The 22,723-nt window shown below is 68.8% G+C and carries 21 protein-coding genes; 18 read left to right on the top strand and 3 right to left on the bottom strand.

Features of this window, described 5'->3' with window-relative positions; translation table 11 throughout:
• Nucleotides 1–4 precede the first annotated feature (4 nt).
• Nucleotides 5–1,846 carry a 2-isopropylmalate synthase gene (leuA, locus tag MELE44368_RS19535; protein ID WP_128110020.1) on the bottom strand — a complete coding sequence of 614 codons (1,842 nt, stop codon included), beginning with the start codon at nucleotides 1,844–1,846 and terminating at the stop codon, nucleotides 5–7.
• A gap of 205 nt (nucleotides 1,847–2,051) precedes the next feature.
• On the opposite strand from leuA, the gene MELE44368_RS19530 reads away from it, so the two are divergent.
• The 8 genes from MELE44368_RS19530 to MELE44368_RS19495 all read left to right on the top strand — a co-directional run bounded on the left by MELE44368_RS19530 (nucleotide 2,052) and on the right by MELE44368_RS19495 (nucleotide 8,723).
• Nucleotides 2,052–2,507 (top strand): hypothetical protein, encoded by a 456-nt coding sequence (locus MELE44368_RS19530; protein ID WP_128110019.1) that lies wholly within the window; start codon nucleotides 2,052–2,054, stop codon nucleotides 2,505–2,507.
• Nucleotides 2,508–2,529: 22 nt separating this feature from the next.
• Nucleotides 2,530–3,513, top strand: coding sequence for a bile salt hydrolase (locus tag MELE44368_RS19525; protein WP_128110018.1), 984 nt, complete (start codon nucleotides 2,530–2,532; stop codon nucleotides 3,511–3,513).
• Nucleotides 3,514–3,622: 109 nt separating this feature from the next.
• The gene (locus tag MELE44368_RS19520) at nucleotides 3,623–4,888 is read left to right on the top strand and encodes an aspartate kinase (protein ID WP_128110017.1); all 1,266 of its coding nucleotides are present in this window, start codon (nucleotides 3,623–3,625) and stop codon (nucleotides 4,886–4,888) included.
• A gap of 32 nt (nucleotides 4,889–4,920) precedes the next feature.
• On the top strand, nucleotides 4,921–5,961 hold the full coding sequence (locus MELE44368_RS19515) for an aspartate-semialdehyde dehydrogenase (protein ID WP_128110016.1): 1,041 nt from the start codon (nucleotides 4,921–4,923) through the stop codon (nucleotides 5,959–5,961).
• Between the two features lie 168 nt (nucleotides 5,962–6,129).
• Complete coding sequence (locus MELE44368_RS19510; RefSeq protein WP_409366139.1) at nucleotides 6,130–7,266, top strand: DUF4185 domain-containing protein; 1,137 nt, start codon at nucleotides 6,130–6,132, stop codon at nucleotides 7,264–7,266.
• Between the two features lie 76 nt (nucleotides 7,267–7,342).
• Nucleotides 7,343–7,858: a YkgB family protein gene (locus tag MELE44368_RS19505; protein WP_128110015.1), complete on the top strand. Its 516-nt coding sequence runs from the start codon at nucleotides 7,343–7,345 to the stop codon at nucleotides 7,856–7,858.
• A complete protein-coding gene (locus tag MELE44368_RS19500; protein ID WP_128110014.1) occupies nucleotides 7,855–8,490 on the top strand; it encodes an RNA polymerase sigma factor in 636 nt (211 codons plus the stop codon). Before MELE44368_RS19505 ends, MELE44368_RS19500 begins: the two co-directional genes overlap by 4 nt.
• Complete coding sequence (locus MELE44368_RS19495; RefSeq protein WP_206613812.1) at nucleotides 8,487–8,723, top strand: anti-sigma factor family protein; 237 nt, start codon at nucleotides 8,487–8,489, stop codon at nucleotides 8,721–8,723. Before MELE44368_RS19500 ends, MELE44368_RS19495 begins: the two co-directional genes overlap by 4 nt.
• A gap of 9 nt (nucleotides 8,724–8,732) precedes the next feature.
• On the opposite strand, the gene MELE44368_RS19490 is transcribed toward MELE44368_RS19495, so the two are convergent.
• A complete protein-coding gene (locus MELE44368_RS19490) occupies nucleotides 8,733–9,950 on the bottom strand; it encodes an oxygenase MpaB family protein (protein WP_128110013.1) in 1,218 nt (405 codons plus the stop codon).
• Nucleotides 9,951–10,096: 146 nt separating this feature from the next.
• Here MELE44368_RS19490 and MELE44368_RS19485 point away from each other — a divergent pair, with 146 nt between their 5' ends.
• The 9 genes from MELE44368_RS19485 (at nucleotide 10,097) to egtE (ending at nucleotide 18,699) form a co-directional block, all read left to right on the top strand.
• Nucleotides 10,097–10,468, top strand: a complete 372-nt coding sequence (locus MELE44368_RS19485) for a hypothetical protein (protein ID WP_241566695.1) — start codon at nucleotides 10,097–10,099, stop codon at nucleotides 10,466–10,468.
• Between the two features lie 143 nt (nucleotides 10,469–10,611).
• The gene (locus MELE44368_RS19480; RefSeq protein ID WP_128110011.1) at nucleotides 10,612–12,069 is read left to right on the top strand and encodes a catalase; all 1,458 of its coding nucleotides are present in this window, start codon (nucleotides 10,612–10,614) and stop codon (nucleotides 12,067–12,069) included.
• A gap of 50 nt (nucleotides 12,070–12,119) precedes the next feature.
• Entirely contained in the window at nucleotides 12,120–12,548 is a 429-nt protein-coding gene (locus MELE44368_RS19475) for an organic hydroperoxide resistance protein (protein ID WP_206613811.1), read from the top strand.
• On the top strand, nucleotides 12,548–13,219 hold the full coding sequence (locus MELE44368_RS19470) for a sensor domain-containing protein (RefSeq protein WP_128110009.1): 672 nt from the start codon (nucleotides 12,548–12,550) through the stop codon (nucleotides 13,217–13,219). The genes MELE44368_RS19475 and MELE44368_RS19470 overlap by 1 nt, the downstream gene beginning before the upstream one ends.
• Before the next feature lie 111 nt (nucleotides 13,220–13,330).
• Nucleotides 13,331–14,608: an ergothioneine biosynthesis glutamate--cysteine ligase EgtA gene (gene egtA, locus MELE44368_RS19465; RefSeq protein ID WP_128110008.1), complete on the top strand. Its 1,278-nt coding sequence runs from the start codon at nucleotides 13,331–13,333 to the stop codon at nucleotides 14,606–14,608.
• Nucleotides 14,605–15,906 (top strand): ergothioneine biosynthesis protein EgtB, encoded by a 1,302-nt coding sequence (gene egtB, locus MELE44368_RS19460; RefSeq protein ID WP_128110007.1) that lies wholly within the window; start codon nucleotides 14,605–14,607, stop codon nucleotides 15,904–15,906. Before egtA ends, egtB begins: the two co-directional genes overlap by 4 nt.
• Entirely contained in the window at nucleotides 15,906–16,613 is a 708-nt protein-coding gene (gene egtC, locus MELE44368_RS19455; protein WP_128110006.1) for an ergothioneine biosynthesis protein EgtC, read from the top strand. The genes egtB and egtC overlap by 1 nt, the downstream gene beginning before the upstream one ends.
• Nucleotides 16,610–17,575: an L-histidine N(alpha)-methyltransferase gene (gene egtD, locus MELE44368_RS19450; protein WP_128110005.1), complete on the top strand. Its 966-nt coding sequence runs from the start codon at nucleotides 16,610–16,612 to the stop codon at nucleotides 17,573–17,575. The genes egtC and egtD overlap by 4 nt, the downstream gene beginning before the upstream one ends.
• Nucleotides 17,572–18,699 (top strand): ergothioneine biosynthesis PLP-dependent enzyme EgtE, encoded by a 1,128-nt coding sequence (gene egtE, locus MELE44368_RS19445; protein ID WP_128110004.1) that lies wholly within the window; start codon nucleotides 17,572–17,574, stop codon nucleotides 18,697–18,699. The genes egtD and egtE overlap by 4 nt, the downstream gene beginning before the upstream one ends.
• Here the strand turns inward: egtE and MELE44368_RS19440 are convergent.
• The gene (locus MELE44368_RS19440) at nucleotides 18,696–21,284 is read right to left on the bottom strand and encodes a helix-turn-helix transcriptional regulator (RefSeq protein ID WP_128110003.1); all 2,589 of its coding nucleotides are present in this window, start codon (nucleotides 21,282–21,284) and stop codon (nucleotides 18,696–18,698) included. The genes egtE and MELE44368_RS19440 overlap by 4 nt on opposite strands.
• A gap of 174 nt (nucleotides 21,285–21,458) precedes the next feature.
• Here MELE44368_RS19440 and MELE44368_RS27360 point away from each other — a divergent pair.
• Nucleotides 21,459–22,723, top strand: a 1,265-nt coding sequence (locus tag MELE44368_RS27360) for a PGRS repeat-containing protein (protein ID WP_164890161.1), incomplete at its 3' end; no start/stop codon positions are given.

Below are 22,723 nucleotides of genomic sequence, written 5' to 3'. Positions count from 1 at the left end.
CGGGTCAGCGTGCGGCCCGGTTCACCGCCGACACCACCGCGCGCAGTGACGCCGTGGTGATCGAGGTCGCGATCCCCACGCCCCACACCGTGGTGTCGCCGATCGACGCCTCGACGTAGGCGGCGGCCTTGGCCTCTTCGCCGGAGGACATGGCGTGTTCGGAGTAGTCCAGCACGTTGACGTGGATGCCGATCGTGGCTAGCGCGTCGACGAACGCCGCGAGCGGACCGTTGCCGGTGCCGACGATCTCGTGCTCGACGCCGTCGACAGAGACGACCGCCTCGACGGTGTCGGTGCCGCCGTCGAACTCGGCGGCCGTCACCTTCTGCCGGATCCGTTCCAGCGGCCGCGTCGGCGCCAGGTACTCCTCGAAGAAGACGTCCCACATCTCCTTCGGCGACACCTCGCCGCCCTCGCCGTCGGTGATCTTCTGGATCGACTGGGAGAACTCCACCTGCAGCCGCCGCGGCAGCGCCAGGCCGTGGTCGGCCTTCATGATGTAGGCCACCCCGCCCTTGCCGGACTGCGAGTTCACCCGGATGACGGCCTCGTAGGTGCGCCCGACGTCGCGCGGATCGATCGGCAGGTACGGCACCTGCCACAAGATGTCGTCGACGTCGGCGTCCTGCTCATCGGCGGATACCTTCATCGCGTCCAGGCCCTTGTTGATGGCGTCCTGATGGCTGCCGGAGAACGCGGTGTAGACCAGATCGCCGCCGTAGGGGTGACGTTCGTGCACCGGCAGCTGGTTGCAGTACTCGACGGTGCGGCGGATCTCGTCGATGTTCGAGAAGTCGATCTGCGGGTCGACGCCGCGGGAGAACAGGTTCATTCCCAGCGTCACCAGGCAGACGTTGCCGGTGCGCTCACCGTTGCCGAACAGGCAGCCCTCGATCCGGTCGGCGCCGGCCGCATAACCCAATTCCGCTGCGGCGACGGCGGTTCCGCGGTCGTTGTGCGGGTGCAGCGACAGCACGATGCTGTCACGCCGCTTCAGGTTGCGGCTCATCCACTCGATCGAGTCGGCGTAGACGTTCGGGGTGGCCATCTCGACGGTTGCGGGCAGGTTGACGATCAGCGGCCAGTCCGGGGTGGGCTCCAGCACGTCGCCGACCGCGTCGCAGACCTCCTTGGCGTACACCAGCTCGGTGCCGGTGTAGGACTCCGGGGAGTACTCGTAGCGCCACAGCGTGCCGGGATACTTCTTGGCCTCCTCGACGCACTTGCGCGCCCCGTCGACGGCGATGGCCTTGACGGCTTCGCGGTCGGCCTTGAACACCACCCTGCGCTGCAGGATCGACGTCGAGTTGTAGAAGTGCACGATCACCCGCGGGGCGCCCTCGCAGGCCTCGAACGTGCGCTCGATCAGCTCCGGGCGGCATTGCGTCAACACCTGGATGGTGACGTCGTCGGGGATCGCGCCCTGCTCGATGATCTCGCGCACGAAGTCGAAGTCGGTCTGGCTGGCCGACGGGAAACCGACCTCGATCTCCTTGTAGCCCATCCGCACCAGCAGGTCGAACATGCGGCGCTTGCGGGCCGGGCTCATCGGGTCGATCAGCGCCTGGTTGCCGTCGCGCAGATCCACCGCGCACCACAGCGGCGCCTCGTCGATCACCCGGTCGGGCCAGGTGCGGTCAAACGGAATGGTCGCTGGGCCTGACGCCGGGCTCCCGCCCGGCACCTCGTCGGCGAAGCTGCGGTAGCGGTGTACCGGCATCGACGAGCCGCGCTGGGTGTTCCAGGGGGGCTGGCCGGGATTGGGTGGGCCGGCGGGCTTGGTGATGGAACGTGCCGACGTGAAAGCGTCAGGTGAATCGAAAGAAGTCTTCGAGAAAGTAGTCACGATGAGGTGCTCCGGGATTGAGGGGAAAGTCGACAATCGACCGGCGCAGCGCGAACACCCGCGACGGGAAGCCGGTCTGGATCAGACCCCGTCGCGGCTGCCGAGGAGGAGCACCCGCTGCACCCGGCCACTCTATCAAGCCGGCGGGCGCTGAGAAAACCCCTGGTGATGCCACCGGCCGACGGCGATCGTTAGAGTTCAGGCGGTGAAGCTTGATCGACGGTGGTGGATCGCCATCGGGGTGGTGGTGGCGGTGATCGTCGCGCTGGTCTACAGCATGTTCAACCGTCCGCCGGCCGAGTGCGACGCGGTGCGAGAGTTGTTGCAGTTCAACCAATCTCAGGCCGCCCTCATCGAGTCGAAGTCCAGTGAGGGTGAGGGCCTGCCGACCCTGGCCGAAGAGACGGCGTACCGGGCGTGGGCCGACGGGCTGGCCGAACGCGCCCAGAAGGTCAGCCGAAGCGCACCCGATCTGGAGTGGACCAGCTCACAGTTGGCCAACCTCGCCGACGAGTTCGTCCGCAAGATGTCCAAGGTGCGTGCCGAAGCCGAATCCCGGGCGCCGGGTGCGCCCGCCCCGCCGACGTTCTACGAGATGACCGCGATCAACGCGCAGATCAGCCAGAAACTCGCGCACCTGTCCGAGGCGTGCGCCGGCTGACGCCGGCCATAAGGTGACCAGTGTGTGCACTCGAGTGGTTTATCTCGGTACCGGCGAACGGATCGTCACGGGCCGGTCGATGGATTGGAAGTACGAGATCGGGACCAACCTGTGGGCGCTGCCCCGAGGGGTGACGCGCACCGGGCAGGCCGGGCCCGATTCGGCGACGTGGACGGCCAAGTACGGCAGCGTGGTGGCCAGCGGATACGACATCTGCACCACCGACGGCGTCAACGAGGCCGGGCTGGCCGCCAACCTGCTGTGGCTGGCCGAGTCCGAGTACCCGTCCAACACCGGGGACCGGCCCGCCGTCGCGCTGTCGTTGTGGGCGCAGTACGTGCTGGACAACTTCGCCACCGTCGCCGAGGCCGTCGCAGCGCTCACCGCCACGCCGCTGCGGGTGGTGACGGCCGAGGTGCCCGGTCAGCACCGGTTGGCCACCCTGCACCTGGCCATGTCCGACGCCACCGGCGACAGCGCGATCGTCGAGTACATCGACGGCGAGCAGGTCATCCACCACGGCCGCCAGTACCAGGTGATGACGAACTCGCCGATCTTCTCCAAACAGCTCGCGATCACCGAGTACTGGGAGCAGATCGGCGGAACCGTGATGCTGCCCGGCACCAACCGCGCCGCCGACCGGTTCGTGCGGGCGGCGTTCTACATCGACGCGGTGCCCAAGACCGCCGACCCGCTGGAGGCGGTCGCGGTGGTGATGAGCGTGGTGCGCAACGTCTCCGTGCCGTACGGCATCACCACCCCCGACGAACCCAACATCTCCTCGACCCGGTGGCGCACGGCCGTCGACCACACGTCGCTGCGCTACTTCTTCGAGTCGGCGCTCTCGCCCAACACGTTCTGGGTCGAGTTGGCCAACCTCGACTTCTCCGAGGGCGCGCCGACGAAGCGGCTGAACCTCGGCGACGGCGAGAAAACCGTGTACGCCGGGGACGCCAGCGCGAAATTCGAGGCTGCTGAACCGTTCGCGTTTCTGTCGGTGGCGTAGCCACCGGCATTCGGGCTGGGGGCGGCGCCGCTACCGGCGGGTAAATCCGGTTTCGATCAACCGATATCCTGGGTGAGATTCTCCCCCCGAACTTCGAAAGGTTTGTTCAGTGGCGCTCGTCGTGCAGAAATACGGCGGATCCTCGCTGTCGGACGCCGAGCGGATCCGTCGCGTCGCCGAGCGCATCGTGGAGACCAAGAAGGCCGGCAACGACGTCGTCGTGGTGTGCTCGGCCATGGGCGACACCACCGACGACCTGCTGGATCTGGCCAGGCAGGTGTGCCCGGCGCCGCCGGCCCGCGAGATGGACATGCTGTTGACCGCCGGGGAGCGCATCTCCAACGCGCTGGTCGCGATGGCCATCGACTCCCTTGGCGCGCAGGCCCGCTCGTTCACCGGGTCGCAGGCCGGCGTGATCACCACCAGCGTGCACGGCAAAGCCAAGATCATCGACGTCACACCCGGGCGGCTGCGCTCCGCGCTGGACGAGGGGCAGATCGTGCTGGTCGCCGGGTTTCAGGGCGTCAGCCAGGACAGCAAGGACGTCACCACGCTGGGCCGCGGCGGCTCGGACACCACCGCGGTCGCACTGGCGGCCGCGCTCGACGCCGACGTCTGCGAGATCTACAGCGACGTCGACGGCATCTTCACCGCCGATCCGCGCATCGTGTCCAACGCGCGCCACCTCGACCAGATCAGCTTCGAGGAGATGCTGGAGATGGCCGCGTGCGGGGCCAAGGTGCTGGTGCTGCGCTGCGTGGAATACGCCCGCCGCTACAACGTTCCCATCCACGTCCGGTCGTCGTACTCGGACAAACCCGGCACGCTGGTGACCGGATCGATAGAGGACATTCCCATGGAAGACGCCATCCTGACCGGAGTCGCCCACGACCGCAGCGAGGCCAAGGTCACCGTGGTCGGCATCCCCGACGTGCCCGGTTACGCCGCCAAGGTGTTCCGCGCCGTCGCCGACGCCGACATCAACATCGACATGGTGCTGCAGAACATCTCCAAGGTCGAGGACGGCAAAACCGACATCACGTTCACCTGCCCGCGCGATTACGGCCCGCTCGCGGTGGAGACGCTGGCCGCGCTGCAGAAGGAGATCGGTTTCACCAAGGTGCTCTATGACGACCACATCGGCAAGGTGTCGTTGGTCGGGGCGGGGATGAAGAGCCATCCCGGGGTCACCGCGAAGTTCTGCGAGACGCTGGCCAAGGTCGGGGTCAACATCGAACTGATCTCCACCTCCGAGATCCGCATCTCGGTGCTGATCAAGGACACCGAGCTGGACAAGGCGGTGTCGGCGCTGCACGAGGCGTTCGGCCTGGGCGGCGACGAGCAGGCCATGGTCTACGCGGGAACGGGGCGGTAACTGTGGGGCGAGCGCAGCGACGGGAGCAGTAGATGGTGTCGATCGGTGTGGTCGGCGCGACGGGCCAGGTCGGCCAGGTCATGCGCACCCTGCTCGAGCAGCGTGAATTCCCCGCGACCAGCGTGCGGTTCTTCGCCTCGGCGCGCTCACAGGGCAAGAAGCTGCCGTTCCGCGGCCAGGAGATCGAGGTCGAGGACGCTGCGACGGCGGATCCGTCCGGCCTGGACATCGCGCTGTTCTCCGCGGGCGCGACGATGTCGCGGGTGCAGGCGCCGCGGTTCGCGGAGGCGGGCGCGGTCGTCATCGACAACTCCTCGGCCTGGCGCAAGGACCCGGACGTGCCGCTGGTGGTCAGCGAGGTCAACTTCGCCCGCGATGTGCGGGGCGTGAAGCTGGCGAAGAACATCATCGCCAACCCGAACTGCACCACGATGGCCGCGATGCCGGTGCTCAAGCCGTTGCACGACGAAGCCGGGCTGGTGCGGATGATCGCCTCGACCTACCAGGCGGTCTCGGGCAGCGGGCTGGCCGGTGTCGAAGAGCTCTACGGTCAGGCGCAGGCGGTCATCTCCGGCAGCCGCGACCTGGTGCACGACGGCGGGGCGGTGGACTTCCCGGCGCCGGACACGTACGTCGCGCCGATCGCGTTCAACGTGGTGCCGTTGGCGGGTTCTTACGTCGACGACGGCTCCGGGGAGACCGACGAGGACCAGAAGCTGCGCAACGAGAGCCGCAAGATCCTCGGCATTCCCGACCTCGCGGTCAGCGGCACCTGTGTGCGGGTGCCGGTGTACACGGGGCACTCGTTGTCGATCAACGCCGAGTTCAGCCGGCCGCTCTCGGTCGAGCGCGCCTCGGAGCTGCTGTCCGGTGCGCCGGGGGTCAAGCTGGTCGACGTGCCGACGCCGCTGGCCGCTGCCGGTGTCGACGTCACGTTGGTCGGGCGCATCCGCCAGGACCCGGGCGTGCCCGACGGCCGTGGGCTGGCGCTGTTCGTGTCGGGCGACAACCTGCGAAAAGGCGCGGCGCTCAACACGATCCAGATCGCCGAGCTGGTGGCCGCCGAGCTGTAATTCGCCCAGGCAATACGCCCAAAGGGACATTCGGGCGGAAAAGTGCGAGTAGTTTTCGCCATTTCGTCGATCTCGGCGCTCGCTCACGGCGGGCTGTGGCCCGGCCACCTGTCGAGTTCGTGACTCGGCGCCCATCTCCTGCCGGAGGTGGTTACGCTGTCGATCGGAATGGAGATGGGCGTGCGCCGCCGAGTCGGCTCGGCACTACTCGCGTTGGTTGGCTTGGTGGCCGCATCGTCATGCGCGGTTTCGCACGCGCAGCCCGCGCCCATTCCCGGCCCGGTGCTGCCGCCGCTGGCTCCCGGCCAGGTGATTCGCATCGGACCGACCGCCGGAACAGGCACGCCGACAAGGGATTACGGTATCGGCGCCACCGACCTGTGCGAGTTCATGGAGTTCCCCAGCGGCATCCTGCAGGTGTGTGGGGACAGCTTCGCGGGCCAAGGCGTCGGCTACGGCGGCTGGTACTCACCGATCGCGTTGCACGTTGACACCGAGTCCATCAACGACGGCCGCGGCGTGCAATACGTCGGTGTCACCGGCACGGACAAGCCGCTGCTGGCGGATCCGACACCGCCGGGCGCATCCCAACTGCCCGCCGGTGTCGTGCAGATCAATCGCGAGAACTACATGATGGTCACCACGGTGCGCGACCTGGATCCGCAGACCTCTCGGCTGGTGAAAGCCGAACCGGGACATGGCAATTGGCAGACGGTGCCGGGGTCGGAGCGGCCGGCGGAGTATCAGCAGTGGCGGCAGTCGCAGATCAGCGGCTACTACGACCCGATCCCCAAACCGGACTCGCCGAGCGGCTTCGTCTACATCGTCGCCAACAACTTCGACCGCACCTCACCGGTCGTGCTGTACCGGGTTCCTCCGGAAAGCTTCACCGACCGTGACAGCTGGCAGGGATGGTCGTCGACGCGGGGCTGGGGACATCCGCCGACACCGCTGTGGCCCGATCAGATCGGCGAGATGAGCATCCGCATGATCGACGGCAAGACGGTGCTGTCGTACTTCAACGCCACCACCGGCAACATGGAAATGCGGGTCGCCAACGACCCGACGCAGCTGGGCACGGCGCCGGTGACGACCGTCGTGGTCGCCACCGAGTGGCCGACGCCGGTGGAGCACCTCGGCCCGCCGGAGAACAACCGTCTGGCCCAGCCGTACGGCGGCTACATCTCTCCGGGCTCCACGCTTGACGAGGTGAGAGTCTTTGTCAGCCAGTGGAACACCGGCCCGCGTGGCGGCACGCCGTACCGGGTGATCCAGTTCGCGGTCAACCCCTTCAAGCCGCTGTAACGCTTCAGCGCTTCCCGAACACCCCCTTGTATACGCAGCAGCGAAGGCGCTGCCGCCGCGAGTCGAAGGAAGTGCCATGACCATCCGAGATGCGCTCACCGCCGCGACGAGTGAGTCCACCGAAGCGAAAATCCACGGCGCCGCCGGCGCGGTCCTGCGGTACGGCCTGGTGCTCGTCATCGGCTGGATCGGGCTGATGAAGTTCACAGCATTTGAAGCGCATGGCATCCAGCCGCTGGTCGCCAACAGCCCGTTCATGGCGTGGCTCTACGACATCTTCAGCGTGACGACGTTCTCGGCGCTGCTCGGCGTCATGGAGGTCACGGCGGCCGCGCTGATCGCCGTGAATCCGTGGTGGCCGAGGATCTCGGCGCTGGGCAGCGTGCTGGCCGTGGTGCTGTTCGTCGCCACGATCAGCTTCCTGTTCACCACCCCCGGTATCGGCGAGGAAGCGGCCGGCGGGTTGCCGATGCTGTCGACGACCGGGCAGTTCCTCATCAAGGACGTCGTCCTGCTCGGCGCGGCGCTGTGGACGCTGGCCGATTCCGTGCGCGCCGCACGGTCACGCGGGGTTACCCTCGCTGCACGATGAGGGCCGTCGCGGAGGACGAAGCCGCGCTCGTCACCGCCCTGAAAGCCGGCGACGAGAGCGCCTTCGCCCTGCTGGTCGACCGCCACGCCGCCGCCATGTTGCGGATCGCCCGCGGTTATGTCGCGACGACGGAGGTCGCCGAGGAGGTCGTGCAGGAGACCTGGATCGCACTGCTGAAGGGCATCGACGGGTTCCAAGCGCGATCAAGCTTGCGCACATGGCTTTTCACCATCCTCATCAACACCGCGAAGAAACGGGGGCTGCGCGAGCGGCGCACCGGCGACGCCGAGTTCGCCGCGTTCGCGGGCACAACCGTCGACGCGGCACGCTTTCGCGGCGCAGACGACCGCTGGCCGGGCCACTGGAGAACAGGCTCCGCGCCCCTGCCCTTTCCGGAAACCCCGGAGGGCTCGGTGCTGGCCGACGAGATGCTCGCCGTGGCGCGAAGCGAACTCGACCGGCTCCCCGACAAACAACGCATCGTCGTCACCCTTCGCGACGTGTACGGATTCAATTCGAAAGAAGTGACGGAATTGCTCGACATCACCGTCGCCAACCAACGGGTCCTGCTGCATCGCGGCCGCGCCGCGGTGCGGCAAGCGCTCGAGGCTTACCTGTCAGAGGAATCATGAGTGCCTACTCCATGGACTGCAACGAGCTCGTCGAGCTGGTCACCGCGTACCTCGACGGGTCGCTGGATCCCGACACCCGGGCTCGCTTCGACCTTCACCTCCTGGAGTGCGACGGGTGTGAGAACTACCTTCAGCAGTTCCGGGCGACGATCACGACGCTGAACAACGTCGGCGACGCACTGGATCCGGCGTTCCGCGACAAGCTGATGAACGCGTTCCGCGACTGGCGGTGAAAATCCCGATCAGGCGACGCTGACGTGCTCGGCGGATTCGCCGATCGTGGCGCCCTCATCGCCGATGATGGTGCGCATCAACGCCTTCTGTTCGCGGTCACCGCGGTCGGTGGCGCGCACCCGTCCGCCGGGCACGAACACCGCGGCCGCACTGCGGGCCAGGTTCACCGGCAGGCGTAGCAGCGGATACCACGGCGGCACATAACGGGGCAGGCCCAGTGCCTTCATGGTGCGCGGACCCAAGAACCCGCTGGTGACCGAAAGGTGTTGCGCGCGTGCGATGCGACGCCGCAGGCTCGGCAACGTGTCGAAGTGCCAGCCCAGCGGGTCATCGACCATCGGCATCGCCAACTGCTTGGACGACTCATCGGGCTCGGCCAGCGCCCCCAGGGTGTGATAGAGCACCCGGATGCTGTCGCGGAAGTCCCGCGGCAGCCACTCGTCCTCGACGCCCATCAGCCAACCGACATAGCGCGTCAGGTGCGCGATCGACTCATAGTCCTTGGGGCTCAGCAGAATTCCCATGCCAGCGACACCCACGGCGGGGGCGACCAGCGCGCCGACCAGCGTCGCCGCCATGTCGGTCTGGTTCACCGGCACGCCCCACTCCTCAGCACGCCAGTCCGGCATCGCGCCCACATGGCGACGCACCAGCGAGTGGATCAGCCGCACCCGAAGCGTGGCCTGATATCCCGAACCGAACACCTCGAGGCCGCCCTCGGCGATGACGTCCATCGCCCACTGCATGGTCTCGGCGAAGCGCTTGTTGGACCCCTTCTCCAGCGCACCGGTGCGTAGCAGCGTCTTGTTGAAGCCGGAGAACTGGTAACCGCCCAGCAGCGACACGTCGCGGGCGATGTACATGCCGTCGGCACCCCCGCGGCGCAGCGCTCGCTGCCCGCGCCGCAGGGTCGCGCGGTCCACCCACGGGGGCACCGTCTCGACCTCTTCGAAGAACTCCCGCAGCGGTTCGGGCGCCTCGGGCACCGAGTCGATTCCCTTGGCGAGCGCCCGGTCGAAAAGCGGCCGGGTCTCCTTCAGGCCCGCATCCGACATCCACGCAACCAGCCGGTCCATCGGTGCGTCGCCCACGGTGAGTCGCTCACCGAGCCTGCGCCACTGCTCCGGGGTCGGTGCGCCGATGCCCAACGCAGTCGCCATCAGCCGGATGGCCGCGGGCACTGGGCGCGGTCGCGACGGATGACGTGCGGGGATTGGCCTGTTCATCGCCTCGGTTCCCTTCGAGCGCATTTTGACAACGCTTATAGTCAAAACCTAAGCGGCGGCCGCGCCGGTTGTCAAAGCCACCTTTCACAGCGGATTCATAGCCGACTCATGAGCGGCACCGAACCGGCGGGGAGATGATCGACGTCATGAGCGAACCAACATCCGAACCGACCACCACCCCCGTCACGCCGCCGCCCCCGCCGGCCGAACCGCCGCGGCGATCCCGGGCCACGTCGGCCGCCGCCTGGGTCGGCATCGTCGCCGGCGTCGTCTTCATCGTCGCGGTGATCTTCTTCACCGGCTTCTTCCTCGGCGCACACTCCGGCAGGCACTACGACGGTCACCGCGGCCATCACGGCGACCGCGACTTCGCGATCTTCCATCGGGGCCCGCCCCCGCACTTCCCGATGGGACCGCGCGGTGAGTTCGAGCGGCCGCCGATGGGCCCGGGTGGTCCCATGGCGCCGCCGCAATCCCCGCAGTCGCCCGCGCCGACGACGCCGCCCGCGCGTCCCTGACGTCACGTCGGACCCGCGTTCTGCTCGAGTGCGGAGGGGAACGCGGGTCCGACCCAGGTCAGGTTTGAGATCGGTGGGAAACGGGGAGGCCCGTCTGGGAGGCGGCTCAGCCCGACGCCGTCGACGCGAGGAGATCACCACCGATGACCGAGAACTACACGACCAACGACGCAGGCAACCCGGCCCCGAGTCTCGAGCATTCACTCACGGTCGGCCCGGACGGCCCGATTCTGCTGCAGGACCACTACCTGATCGAGCAGATGGCCAACTTCAACCGGGAGCGGATTCCCGAACGCCAACCGCACGCGAAGGGTGGCGGCGCGTTCGGTCAGTTCGAGGTGACCCAGGACGTCAGCAAGTTCACCAAGGCCGCGATGTTCCAGCCCGGCGCCAAGACCGAGATGATCGCGAGGTTCTCCACCGTCGCCGGCGAGCGCGGCAGCCCCGACACGTGGCGGGACCCACGGGGTTTCGCGCTCAAGTTCTACACGCCGGACGGGATTTTCGACCTCGTCTGCAACAACACCCCGGTGTTCTTCATGCGGGATCCGATGAAGTTCCAGAACTTCATCCGTAGCCAGAAGCGGATGCAGGCCACCAACCTGCGCGACCACCACATGCAGTGGGATTTCTGGACGCTGTCACCGGAGTCGGCCCACCAGGTCACCTGGTTGATGGGCGACCGCGGCATCCCGAAGACCTGGCGGCATATGAACGGCTACTCCAGCCACACCTACAGCTGGCTCAACGCCGCCGATGAATTGTTCTGGGTGAAGTACCACTTCAAGACCGACCAGGGCATCGAGTTCCTCACTCAAGAGGAAGGCGACCGGCTGGCCGGCGAGGACGGTGACTACCACCAGCGCGACCTGTACACGTCCATTCAGGACGGCAACTTCCCCAGCTGGACGCTGCACGTGCAGATCATGCCGTTCGAGGAGGCCAAGACCTATCGCTTCAACCCGTTCGATCTGACCAAGGTGTGGCCGCACGGCGACTACCCGCTGCACGAGGTCGGCAGGATGACGCTGAACCGCAACGTCGTCGACTACCACACCGAGATGGAGCAGCTGGCGTTCGAGCCGAACAACATCGTGCCCGGCACCGGCCTCAGCCCCGACAAGATGCTGCTGGCGCGGGGGTTCTCCTACGCCGACGCCCACCGCGCCCGGCTCGGCGTGAACTACAAGCAGATCCCGGTCAACGAACCCAAGAACGGCGTGCGGGCGTATTCGAAAGACGGTGCGATGCGCATCCGCAACGTCACCGACCCGGTGTACGCGCCGAACTCGATGGGTGGTCCCGAGGCCGACCCGAAGCGCGCCGCCGAGGTGCACTGGGCCTCCGACGGTGAAATGGTGCGCACGGCCTACACCTTGCGCCCCGATGACGACGACTGGGGTCAGGCCGGGACGTTGGTGCGCAAGGTGCTCGACGATGAAGCTCGGGAACGCTTGGCCCACAACATCATCGGGCACGTGTCGCAGGATGTGCGCGAGCCGGTGCTGTCGCGGGTGTTTCAGTATTGGTCGAACGTCGACCCCGATCTGGGTAAGCGGGTCGAAGAGGGATTGCGAGCCAAACTGAACGGCGGCGGTTAGGCGCCACGGGCGGTCTTGCCGTTTGAATGTGGGCTGGCATGATCAGACCCATGAGCATCGAAGTCGTTTTCACCCAGGAATCAACCGCAACCGCTGGCGGGCGTGAAGGCCACGTGAAGTCCTCGACCGGCAAGATCGACCTGAACACCAACCACCCGAAGGAAATGGGCGGCAGCGGTGAGGGCACCAATCCCGAGGAGTTGTTCTCGGCCGGCTACGCCGCGTGCTTCCTCGGTGCGCTGCGGTTGGTGGCCAAGAACAACGACATCAAGGTCGACGATGCCAGCGCGATCACCGCACAGGTCGGGTTCGGCAAGGATCCCGACGGCGGCTTCGCGATCAACGCCCATCTGATCGGCTACCTGCCCGGAATGGACCAGGCCGCCGCCGACGATCTGATGAAGAAGGCGCATGAGGTGTGCCCCTACTCGAAGGCCACCCGCAACAACATCGACGTCAAGCTGTCGGCCAAGGTCTGATGCTGTCCCGGCGGACGCGCAGCGGCCGGGGAACGACGGTGGCCGCCGCGGTCGGCATCGGCCTCGTGGGGCTGTCGTTGGCGGCGCCGGTCGGCGCGCGTCCGTCCGACCCCGGCGTGGTCAACTATGCGGTGCTGCCCAAGGGCTCGGTCGGCAACATCGTCGGCACGACGATGCGGTTCGAATGGACCTACTCCGATCCGTTCCAGTCCTTCTACGTCGACAACCCCGCCTGCAACAACTGGGCCGACATCGGGCTGCCTGACGTCTACGCCGACCCCGACCTGGCGTCGTTCAACGGGGCGGTGACCCAGACGGCGCCGGACGACCAGAGCCACTTCGTCAAGCAGGCGGTCGGGGTGTACGCCACGAACGACGCCGCCGAGCGTGCCTTCCGCCGGGTCGTCGACCGCACCGTCGGCTGCAACGGGCAGACGACCGCGATGCACCTCGACAACCTCACCACGCAGGTGTGGACCTTCACCGGCGGGCCGGCCACCGCCACCGAGGCGGACTGGGTCAAGCAGGAGGCCGGCACCGACCGGCGCTGCTTCAACACCACGCGCAAGCGGGAAAATGTTTTGCTGCAAGCGAAAGTGTGCCAGTCCGGCAACGCCGGCCCCGCCGTGAACGTGCTGGCCGGAGCGATGCAGAACACGCTCGGCCAATAATCCCGGTGCCCGCTTAACCGACAGTTCACAGAAAAAGGCTCGGGTTTTGTCGGAGGGCTCACCCAAGATGGTCTGAAGGCCGCGATCGCCAAACCCGGAAGGGGATGGGAAATGACCTTGACCATCACGTCCGAGGTGGGCGATGCGCGCACCGAGTCGCCCGAGCTCACCAGCGCGATCAGCGCGGCGCTGCATGTCGGCCCGAACTGCCTGCGCGACGGCGACGTGGGCCGGGTCGGCCTGGAGATCGAGGCGCACGGCTTTGATCCGGCCGATCCGATGCGACGGCCGAGTTGGGCCGAACTCGGCGACGTCATCGCCGACCTTCCGCCGCTGCCCGGTGGCAGCAGGGTGACAGTGGAGCCCGGCGGCGCGGTCGAACTGTCCGGTCCGCCGATCGACGGTGCGCCGGCGGCCATCAGCGCGATGGCGGCCGACCGGGCCGTGCTGGCCGAGGCCTTCGCCCGCGCGGGGCTCGGGCTGATCCTGCTCGGTGCCGATCCGCTGCGGCCCGCCCAGCGGGTCAACCCCGGTGCCCGCTACGCGGCGATGGAGACGTTCTTCGATGCCAGCCAGACCGGCGCGGCCGGCGCGGCGATGATGACCTCGACGGCGTCAGTGCAGGTCAACCTCGACGCCGGACCACGGGAAGGTTGGGCCGAGCGGGTGCGGCTGGCCCATGCGCTGGGCCCCACGATGGTCGCCGTCGCCGCCAACTCCCCGCTGCTCGCCGGCAGGTTCTCGGGGTGGCGCTCGGCACGGCAGCACGTGTGGAGCCAACTGGACTCCGCGCGCTGCGGCCCGGTGCTCGGCGTCAACGGCGACGACCCGGCCAGTGACTGGGCGCGGTATGCGCTCAAGGCGCCGGTGATGCTGCTGCACACCCCGCAGATCGTCCCGGTGACCCAGTGGGTGCCGTTCGCCGACTGGGCCGACGGACGGGTGCTGCTCGGCGACCGCAGGCCCACCGAGGCCGACCTCGACTACCACCTGACCACGCTGTTCCCGCCGGTGCGTCCGCGGCGGTGGCTGGAGATCCGCTACCTCGACAGCGTGCCCGACGCGATCTGGCCCGCCGTGGTGTTCACGCTCGTCACGCTGCTCGACGATCCGTCGGCGGCGGCCGTGGCGACCGAGGCCACCAAGCCGGTCGCCACCGCGTGGGACCGCGCCGCGCAACTCGGCCTCGGCGATCGTCGGCTGCAGCAGGCCGCGCTGCGGTGCGTGACGGCCGCCGCCGAACGGGCACCGGCCGAACTCGCGGAATCGATGCAACGGTTGGTGCGTTCGGTCGAACAGGGACGGTCCCCGGCGGACGACTTCGCCGATTTGGCCGTCGAACACGGGATCGCGCCCGCGGTCGCACAACTGGCGCAAGGGGAGATGTGACCGTTCGAGAACAATTCGCACGCGACCTGACGGCGGCCAGAGACCGCACGCTGCGGCTGGTCGACTTCGACGACGCCGAAGTCACCCGTCAGTACCACCCGTTGATGAGCCCGCTGGTGTGGGACCTCGCGCACATCGGTCAGCAGGAAGAGCTGTGGCTGTTGCGCGACGGCAACCCCGACCGGCCCGGCATGCTGGCGCCCGAAGTGGAACGTCTCTACGACGCGTTCGTGCATCCCCGCGCCGGCCGCGCCGACCTCCCGCTGCTGCCGCCGACCGACGCCCGCGCCTACTGCCGCACGGTGCGCGACAAGGCGCTCGACGTGCTCGACGCGCTGCCGGACGACGGTTCCGATCTGGGGGCGGCGTTCAACTTCGGCCTGGTGATCAGCCACGAGAACCAGCACGACGAGACGATGCTGCAGGCGCTGAACCTGCGGGTCGGGGCGCCGCTGCTCGACTCGGGCGCACCGCTGCCCGCCGGTCGCGCCGGTGTCGCGGGCACCTCGGTGCAGGTGCCCGGCGGTGAGTTCGTGCTCGGCGTCGACGCCACGACCGAACCGCACTCACTGGACAACGAACGTCCCGCACACGTCGTCGACGTGCCGTCCTTCCGCATCGGCCGGGTGCCGGTCACAAACGGCGAGTGGCAACAGTTCATCGACGACGGCGGCTATGACGAACCCCGGTGGTGGTCGCGGGCCGGCTGGTCGCACCGCGTGCAGGCCGGGCTGCGGGCACCGCAGTTCTGGAACCCCGACGGCACCCGCATCCGGTTCGGCCACGTCGAACCCATCCCCGCCGACGAGCCCGTCCAGCACGTCACGTATTTCGAGGCCGAGGCGTACGCGGCGTGGGCGGGCGCACGGCTGCCCACCGAGGTGGAGTGGGAGAAAGCCTGCGCGTGGGATCCCGGGCGGGGCGCGCGGCGGCGCTACCCGTGGGGCGCCTCGGAGCCGACCGCGCACTTGGCCAACCTCGGCGGCGACGCGCTGCGGCCCGCGCCGGTCGGGGCCTATCCCGCCGGCGCGTCCGCCTACGGCGCCGAACAGCTGCTCGGCGACGTGTGGGAGTGGACCACCTCCCCGCTGCGGCCCTGGCCCGGCTTCACGCCCATGATCTACGAGCGCTACTCGCAGCCGTTCTTTGACGGCGACTACAAGGTGCTGCGCGGCGGGTCGTGGGCGGTGGCGGCCAACATCCTGCGGCCCAGCTTCCGCAACTGGGACCACCCGATCCGGCGCCAGATCTTCGCCGGCGTCCGCCTGGCGTGGTCCGTTGAGGAGGGTCAAGCCTGATGTGCCGCCACCTCGGCTGGCTCGGCGACCCGGTGTCGGTGGCCTCGTTGGTGCTCGAACCCGCCAATAGCCTGCTCGTCCAGTCGTATGCGCCGCGCCGCCAGAAGCACGGTCTGCTGAACGCCGACGGGTGGGGGGTCGGGTTCTTCTCGTCGGACGTGCGCGACGGCACGCCCCGCCGGTGGCGCAGCGCCACCCCGCTGTGGGGCGACGCGTCGTTCGCGTCGATGGCGCCCGCGTTGCGTGGCGGCTGCATCGTGGCGGCCGTCCGGTCGGCCAGCATCGGCATGCCGATCGAGGCGACGGCGTCGGCGCCGTTCACCGACGGGACGTGGCTGCTGTCGCACAACGGCCTGGTCGACCGCGGCGTGCTCCCGTTGTCGCGGCACGCCGAATCCACCAACGACAGCGCGCTGCTGGCGGCGCTGATCTTCGAGCGCGGCCTCGACCGGCTCGCCGACACCCTGGCGGAGGTCGCCGCAGCGGACCCCAACGCACGGCTGAACATCTTGGCCGGCAACGGTTCTCGACTGATCGCCACCACATGGGGTGACACGTTGTCGGTGTTGCGCCGAGACGACGGCACCGTGCTGGCCAGCGAACCCTACGATGACGATCCGCGCTGGCAGGAGTTGCCGGATCGGCACCTGATCTCCGTCGCCGTCGGCTCTGACGTCGAACTGACTCCCCTGAAAGGATCGTCGTGACCCTCTCGCTGTCCAACCACCTGCCGGCGAACTCGGCCGCGCGGGCGCTGCGCCGGGACGTGCTCGACGGGCTGACGCAGACGCCGAAAGCATTGCCCCCCAAATGGTTCTACGACTCGGTCGGCAGTGACCTGTTCGACCGGATCACCCGGCTGCCGGAGTATTACCCGACCCGCACCGAAGCGCAGATCCTGCGGGCCCGGTCCGCCGAGATCGCCGAGGCCTCGGGCGCCGACACCCTGGTAGAACTGGGCAGCGGCACCTCCCAGAAGACGCGGATGCTGTTGGATGCGTTGCGCGACAACGGAACTCTGCGACGGTTCATTCCGTTCGACGTGGACGCCGGCGTGCTCAACGCGGCGGGGGCGGCGATCCAGAAGGAGTATCCGGGTGTCGAGGTCGAGGCGGTGTGCGGCGATTTCGAGGAGCACCTCCGCGAGATACCTCGGGTCGGGCGGCGCCTGATCGCGTTCCTCGGCTCGACCATCGGCAACCTGACACCGCAACCGCGCGCGCGGTTCCTGACCGCGTTGGCGCAGACGATGCGGCCCGGTGACAGCCTGCTGCTGGGCACCGATCTGGTGAAGGACACCGAGCGCCTGGTGCGCGCCTACGACGACAGCGCCGGCGTCACGGCCCGGTTCAACCGCAATGTGCTGGCGGTGATCAACCGCGAACTCGACGCCGACTTCGACCTGGCGGCGTTCGACCACGTCGCGCGGTTCAACGCCGGGGAGGAACGCATCGAGATGTGGCTGCGCGCCCGCGGTGCGCAGCGGGCGTGTGTGCGCGAACTGGACCTCACGGTGGACTTCGCCGACGGCGAGGAGATGCTCACCGAGGTGTCATGCAAGTTCCGTCCCGACGGGGTGGCCGCGGAGCTGGCAGCGGCCGGTCTGCAGCGCACCCATTGGTGGACCGACCCCGCAGGCGACTTCGGCCTGTCACTGTCGACCAAATGAGCCTCGGCGAGCAGTGGCGGTCGGCGCGGCCAAAGGTCGCCGGCCTGCATCTGGACAGCGCGGCGTGCTCACGGCAGAGCTTCGCGGTCATCGACGCCACCGCGCGACATGCGCGCCACGAAGCCGAGGTCGGCGGATACGTCGCCGCCGAGGCGGCGGCGCCGGTGCTGGCGGCCGGGCGCGCCGCCGTCGCCGCCCTGACCGGCCTGCCCGCCGACCATGTCGTCTTCACCACCGGGGCCAACCACGCACTGGATCTGCTGCTGTCCAGCTGGCCGGGGGAGCGCAGCGTGGCCTGCCTGCCCGGTGAGTACGGGCCCAACCTGGCGATCATGGCCGCCAACGGTTTCGACGTGCGGCCGCTGCCTGCCGACAAGCGCGGACGGCTCGACGCCGACGCCGCCGCTCGCCTGTTGGGCGCCGACCCGCCCGCCGTCGTGCACCTCACCGCGCTGGCCAGCCACCGCGGCGTGGCGCAGCCGCTGGCCGCGCTGGCCGACGTGTGCCGAGACCTCGGTGTTCCGTTGGTGGTCGACGCCGCGCAAGCCCTCGGCCACCTCGACTGCGCGGTGCGCCCCGCGGCCATCTACAGCTCGTCGCGTAAATGGCTTGCCGGGCCGCGCGGTGTCGGGGTGCTGGCCATCGACCCGGATCTGGCGCAGCGTCTGCGCCCACGGCTGCCGCCCCCGGAATGGAACCTGCCCCTCTCGGTGATCGAACGCCTCCAGCACGGCGAGGCCAATGTCGCTGACCGCGTGGGCTTTTCGGTCGCCGTCGGCGAGCACCTGGCCGCAGGAGCCGAGCAGATGCGCGCCCGGCTCGCCGAGGTCGGCCGCTGGACCCGAGAAGCGTTGAGCGACATACCCGGGTGGCGGGTGGTCGAACCGCGCGACGAGCCGACCGCGATCACCACGGTGGCCCCCACCGACGGCGCCGACCCGCAGAAGGTACGGGCATGGCTGCTCGCCGAGCGGGGGATGGTCACGACATATGCCGAGGTGCAGCGTGCGCCGTTCGAGCTGACGGTGCCGGTGCTGCGGGCCTCACCGCATGTCGACACGACCCGCGACGACCTGGCGCAGTTCGCCGAGGCGCTGGCCGACGCGACCGCCGAGGCAGGTTAGTCGAGGATCCCCGCCTCGCGGGCGCGCCGCACGGCGTCGCGCCGGTTGGTGACCGCAAGCTTGTCGAGGATCGCCGACACATGTTTGTCGATCGTCTTGACCGACAAGTAAAGCCGCTCGGCGAGCTCGGCATTGGTCAGCCCGTCGCCCAGCAGTCGCAGCACGTCGACCTGCCGGGCGGTGAGACCGGCGGTGTTGGCCAATGTCGTCGAGCGGCGGCGGGCGGGCACCACGGCCACGCCTCGCGCCCGCAGCCGGCCCCGGATCTTGGCGGCCACCGCGTCAGCGCCGAGCCGGTCGAGAGCGTCGAGCCCACGGCGCGCCAGGTCGGGATCGTCGGAGTCGGTGAGCGCCAGCGCGGCCTCGTACGGCATCGACCTGCTCGAGAACTCTTCGGCCGCGGCTTCGTGTGCACCGGCTAGCAGCAGTCGGTAAGGACTGGCGATACCATCGGGCTTCACGCCGAGACCGAGGCGGTGCAGCCACATCGCCAGCTCCCCGCGTGACCACTCCACACCCACCTGCGGGCCGTCGTCCAGCAGCGCCCTACACGCCGCCAGTCGTTCGTCGGCCGTGCCTGTCACCCAAGCCCATTCGGCGATCACCGCGGCCGCCGCCAACAGCCGTATCGGTTCGGAGAGCCGCTGCGCGAGCCGCCACTGCTCGTCGACGTCTTCGGCGCCGGACGCATCGCGGCGCAGCGATATCAGTGCACGCACCGAAACCGGCCAGGCCCGAGCCAGCTCGCCGCTTTGGGTGGCCAACGCGTTGTCGGCGTCGGTCAGCGCGTCGTCCCAGTCTCCCGTCAGCAGTTCGAGCCTGGCGCGTTCGCCCAGCTGCCATGACCTGGCGAGCGGAACGTCCCGCTCGACGCTCAGCGAAAGGCTGACCTCGAGCAACTCGGCCGCCTGATCCAGCCTGCGATGCTCCACGTCGAGATACAACAGACCGGCATAGGTGTGGGCCCGGATGTCGTCCATGTCCTCGGCGGCCGATTCGATCGCCGTCAGCACCGCAGCCCGACCGTCGCTGTCTCCGGAGAACGCCGAACGGTAGCCGTCGACGATCCGCAGCCAGACCGCCAGCGCCGGATGGTCGTCGTCGGCGCTGAATTCGGTGGCCTGCGATACGAGCTGGGCTGTGCGCTCCAGGTCGCCCGACATGACGGCGATGAGCGCCTGCGTCACCAGCGCACGGCCGGCCAGCGCGCGCTCGGTGTGGCACCCCGGGGCCAGCTCGCCCGCCAGGGCCGCCATCGCTTGTTGGGCGTAATGATCTGCGGCAGAGCGGTTTCCGTCGCACCAGTGATAGGTCGCCAGCGCGTTGTGGTTCGCGCTCACCGCCGCGGGCGGGCCGAGCCGCTGGCGCAGCTGTAAGGCGCGCTGGCGCACCGTGATGGCGTCGGCCAGGCGGTCGGTCAGGAAACTCTCGTCGGCAAGCAGTTCCAGCAGCTCGACTTCGTCTTCGGCGGGCATCGGCCCCCCGTGTTCCAGCGCGGTGCGGTAGAACTCGGCGGCCTGCGTATGAGCGCCCGATCGCGCCGCGGCGCGCCCGGCATCGGATGCGGCAGCCCGGATCCGTTCTGGTTCACCGACACCCAGGGCGTGATGCGTGAGCACCGCGGGATCGCCCAACGCGGTCGCCTCATAGGCGCGGATCATGCGGCGGTGCAGGTTCGGCTCGGCGCCCGGGGGAATGACGCTGCTGACCGCCAGCCGACAGAGGTCGTGGCTGAACGTGATTCCGCGCTCGGTCCGCTTGATGAGCTTGCCCTGATCCAGTGAGCGCAACGCCTCCATGGTGACGCCCAGATGGGCCAGCAGCGCGTCGGGAATCGGGCCCGTCGCGCATGCCAACAGGTACAGCAGGTCCCATTCGGGAACGTCGAGGCCCACGGTGCGCGACAAGATGGCGTCCCGCACCGTGGTCGGCAGGTCGGTGTCGGCCTGGTCGAGCATCTCGACGACGAAGAACGCGTTCCCCCCGGTGATCCGGTGCAGCCAAACCGGGTCCAGGGGACGATCGCCCACCAGGTCGGTGACGGCAGCCAGGCTCAACGGCGGCAGCGCCAGCGATCTGGCATTGGTCGCGCGCGCGACGTCGCCGAGCAGCGCACGCATCGGATGGGTGTTGTCGATTTCGTCGTCGCGGACGGTGCCGACGACGACCGAATGTGTCCGCCGGACACGGCGAAGCACGAAACGCAGAAAGTCGATGGTCGCCTGATCGGCCCAGTGCAGGTCGTCGATTACCAGCACCGACGGTCTCGTGACGAGTTCTTCGAACACCGCCGAGTAGATGTCATAGGGCCGATCGCCATCACGCAGCAGTTCTCGAGTCCGCGGCTCGAACTGGTCGGCAAGGTCGTGGATCGGGCCGAACGGCCGCGGCGTCGACAGCGGATCGCATCCGGCGAGAAGCACTTTCTCGTCGGCCGGCCAGGACCGGATGAATTCATCGACGAACGATGTCTTGCCGGCGCCGGATTCGCCGCAAACGATCGCGACGCCACCGGCCCCGGCGCGCGCCTGATCGGCCGTAGCGGCGAGCTCGGCGAGCTCGCGATCGCGCTCGATCAGCCTCACGTCGTCTGAGGCTACCCAGACCCGAAGCCTCTGACCAGCGGTAACGACGAGATGGCCAGCGGGCCCACGGTCGAATATGGGGAATTTCTCCTGATGTGGTCGCCGGTTTGGTGAGCGAACGTGTTGTCGAGGCCCGGCGAATTGCGGGCCCCGACATACGACAGGAGCAGAGCGATGAACGGCGCAGCGACGAGGACCGGCACGTATATCGGGCGAATCGGTGTTCTGGCGGTGATTCTCGGCGTCGGGGTGTGCGTGGCTCCTGCGGCCGCGGACCCGGACGCGTCGCCGCAGGCGGGGGTCGGTTCGCACGCCGCGGTCGAAAAACCTTCGCTTGCTGAATGGTTCGAGCCTGTCGCTGCTGCTACCGAGGCGCCGCGAGTGCAGTCGTCGTCGCCGGTGGCGACCGCACCCGCACACCGGACGGCGCAGCGACCGGTACGCAACGGCAGCACCGGCGAAATTGAGCCCGCCTCGACGGCTTCAGCCGCTGACCTCGCGGCTGACTTTGAGTTGAGCCGGTTCTTCTTCGCCCCAACCACTTTGGCTGCCCCCGCGGCACACCGCACCACTTCGGAGGCGGCACCGGCGGCAGCGGCGGTGAGCACCAGCCTGTTCAGCCCGACGGGCGCGTTTCTCGGTGCGGTGGGTCCGGGCGGTTGGCTGATCGGCGACGGTGTGTTGCCGGGGCAGAACGGCGGGTTGTTGATCGGCAACGGCGCCGACGGGGGGCCCGGTCAGGACGGTGGGCGCGGTGGGCTGTTGATGGGCAACGGCGGCAACGGCGGGGCCGGTCTGCCTGGACAAGCCGGCGGCAACGGCGGGGACGCGGGGCTGTTCGGCAACGGCGGCAATGGCGGTGTCGGCGGGGTCGGCGATGCCGAAGGCAGGGCGGGTAACGGCGGCCGAGGTGGCAACGGCGGCCTGCTGATGGGCAACGGCGGCGCGGGCGGCAACGGCGGCACGGCCGAGAATGACTCATTCGCCGACGGGGGCCGCGGCGGTGACGGCGGCAACAGCGGCTTCCTCGGCAACGGTGGTAACGGCGGCAACGGTGGTGCAGCCAGCAGCACATCCAGCCTGGCGAACGGCGGCAGCGGCGGCAACGGCGGCCGTAGCGGGTTCGGCGGAACCGCCGGAAACGGTGGCAACGGCGGCAATGCCAGCAGTACCACCGAGGATGCGCTCGGCGGTAGGGGCGGCGCCGGCGGCGACGGCGGGCTGCTGGGCGACGGCGGCGAAGGCGGTGCGGGCGGTCGCGGCACGAGCATCACCGGGAACTTCGGCGGTGGCGGCAATGGCGGCAACGGCGGTCGCGGCGGCCTGAACGGCAACGGCGGTGCGGGCGGGGCCGGCGGCGACGGCCAGAACGGGCGCGGCAGCGCCATTGGTGGGACCGGAGGCCGCGGCGGCAACGGCGGATTCGGCGGCGCCGGAGG

Origin of the sequence: Mycolicibacterium elephantis DSM 44368 (assembly GCF_004014805.1) — a bacterium.
Taxonomy (GTDB): domain Bacteria; phylum Actinomycetota; class Actinomycetes; order Mycobacteriales; family Mycobacteriaceae; genus Mycobacterium; species Mycobacterium elephantis.
Note: the sequence above shows the minus strand (reverse complement) of the source record. Positions and strands in the feature narration are given on the sequence as shown.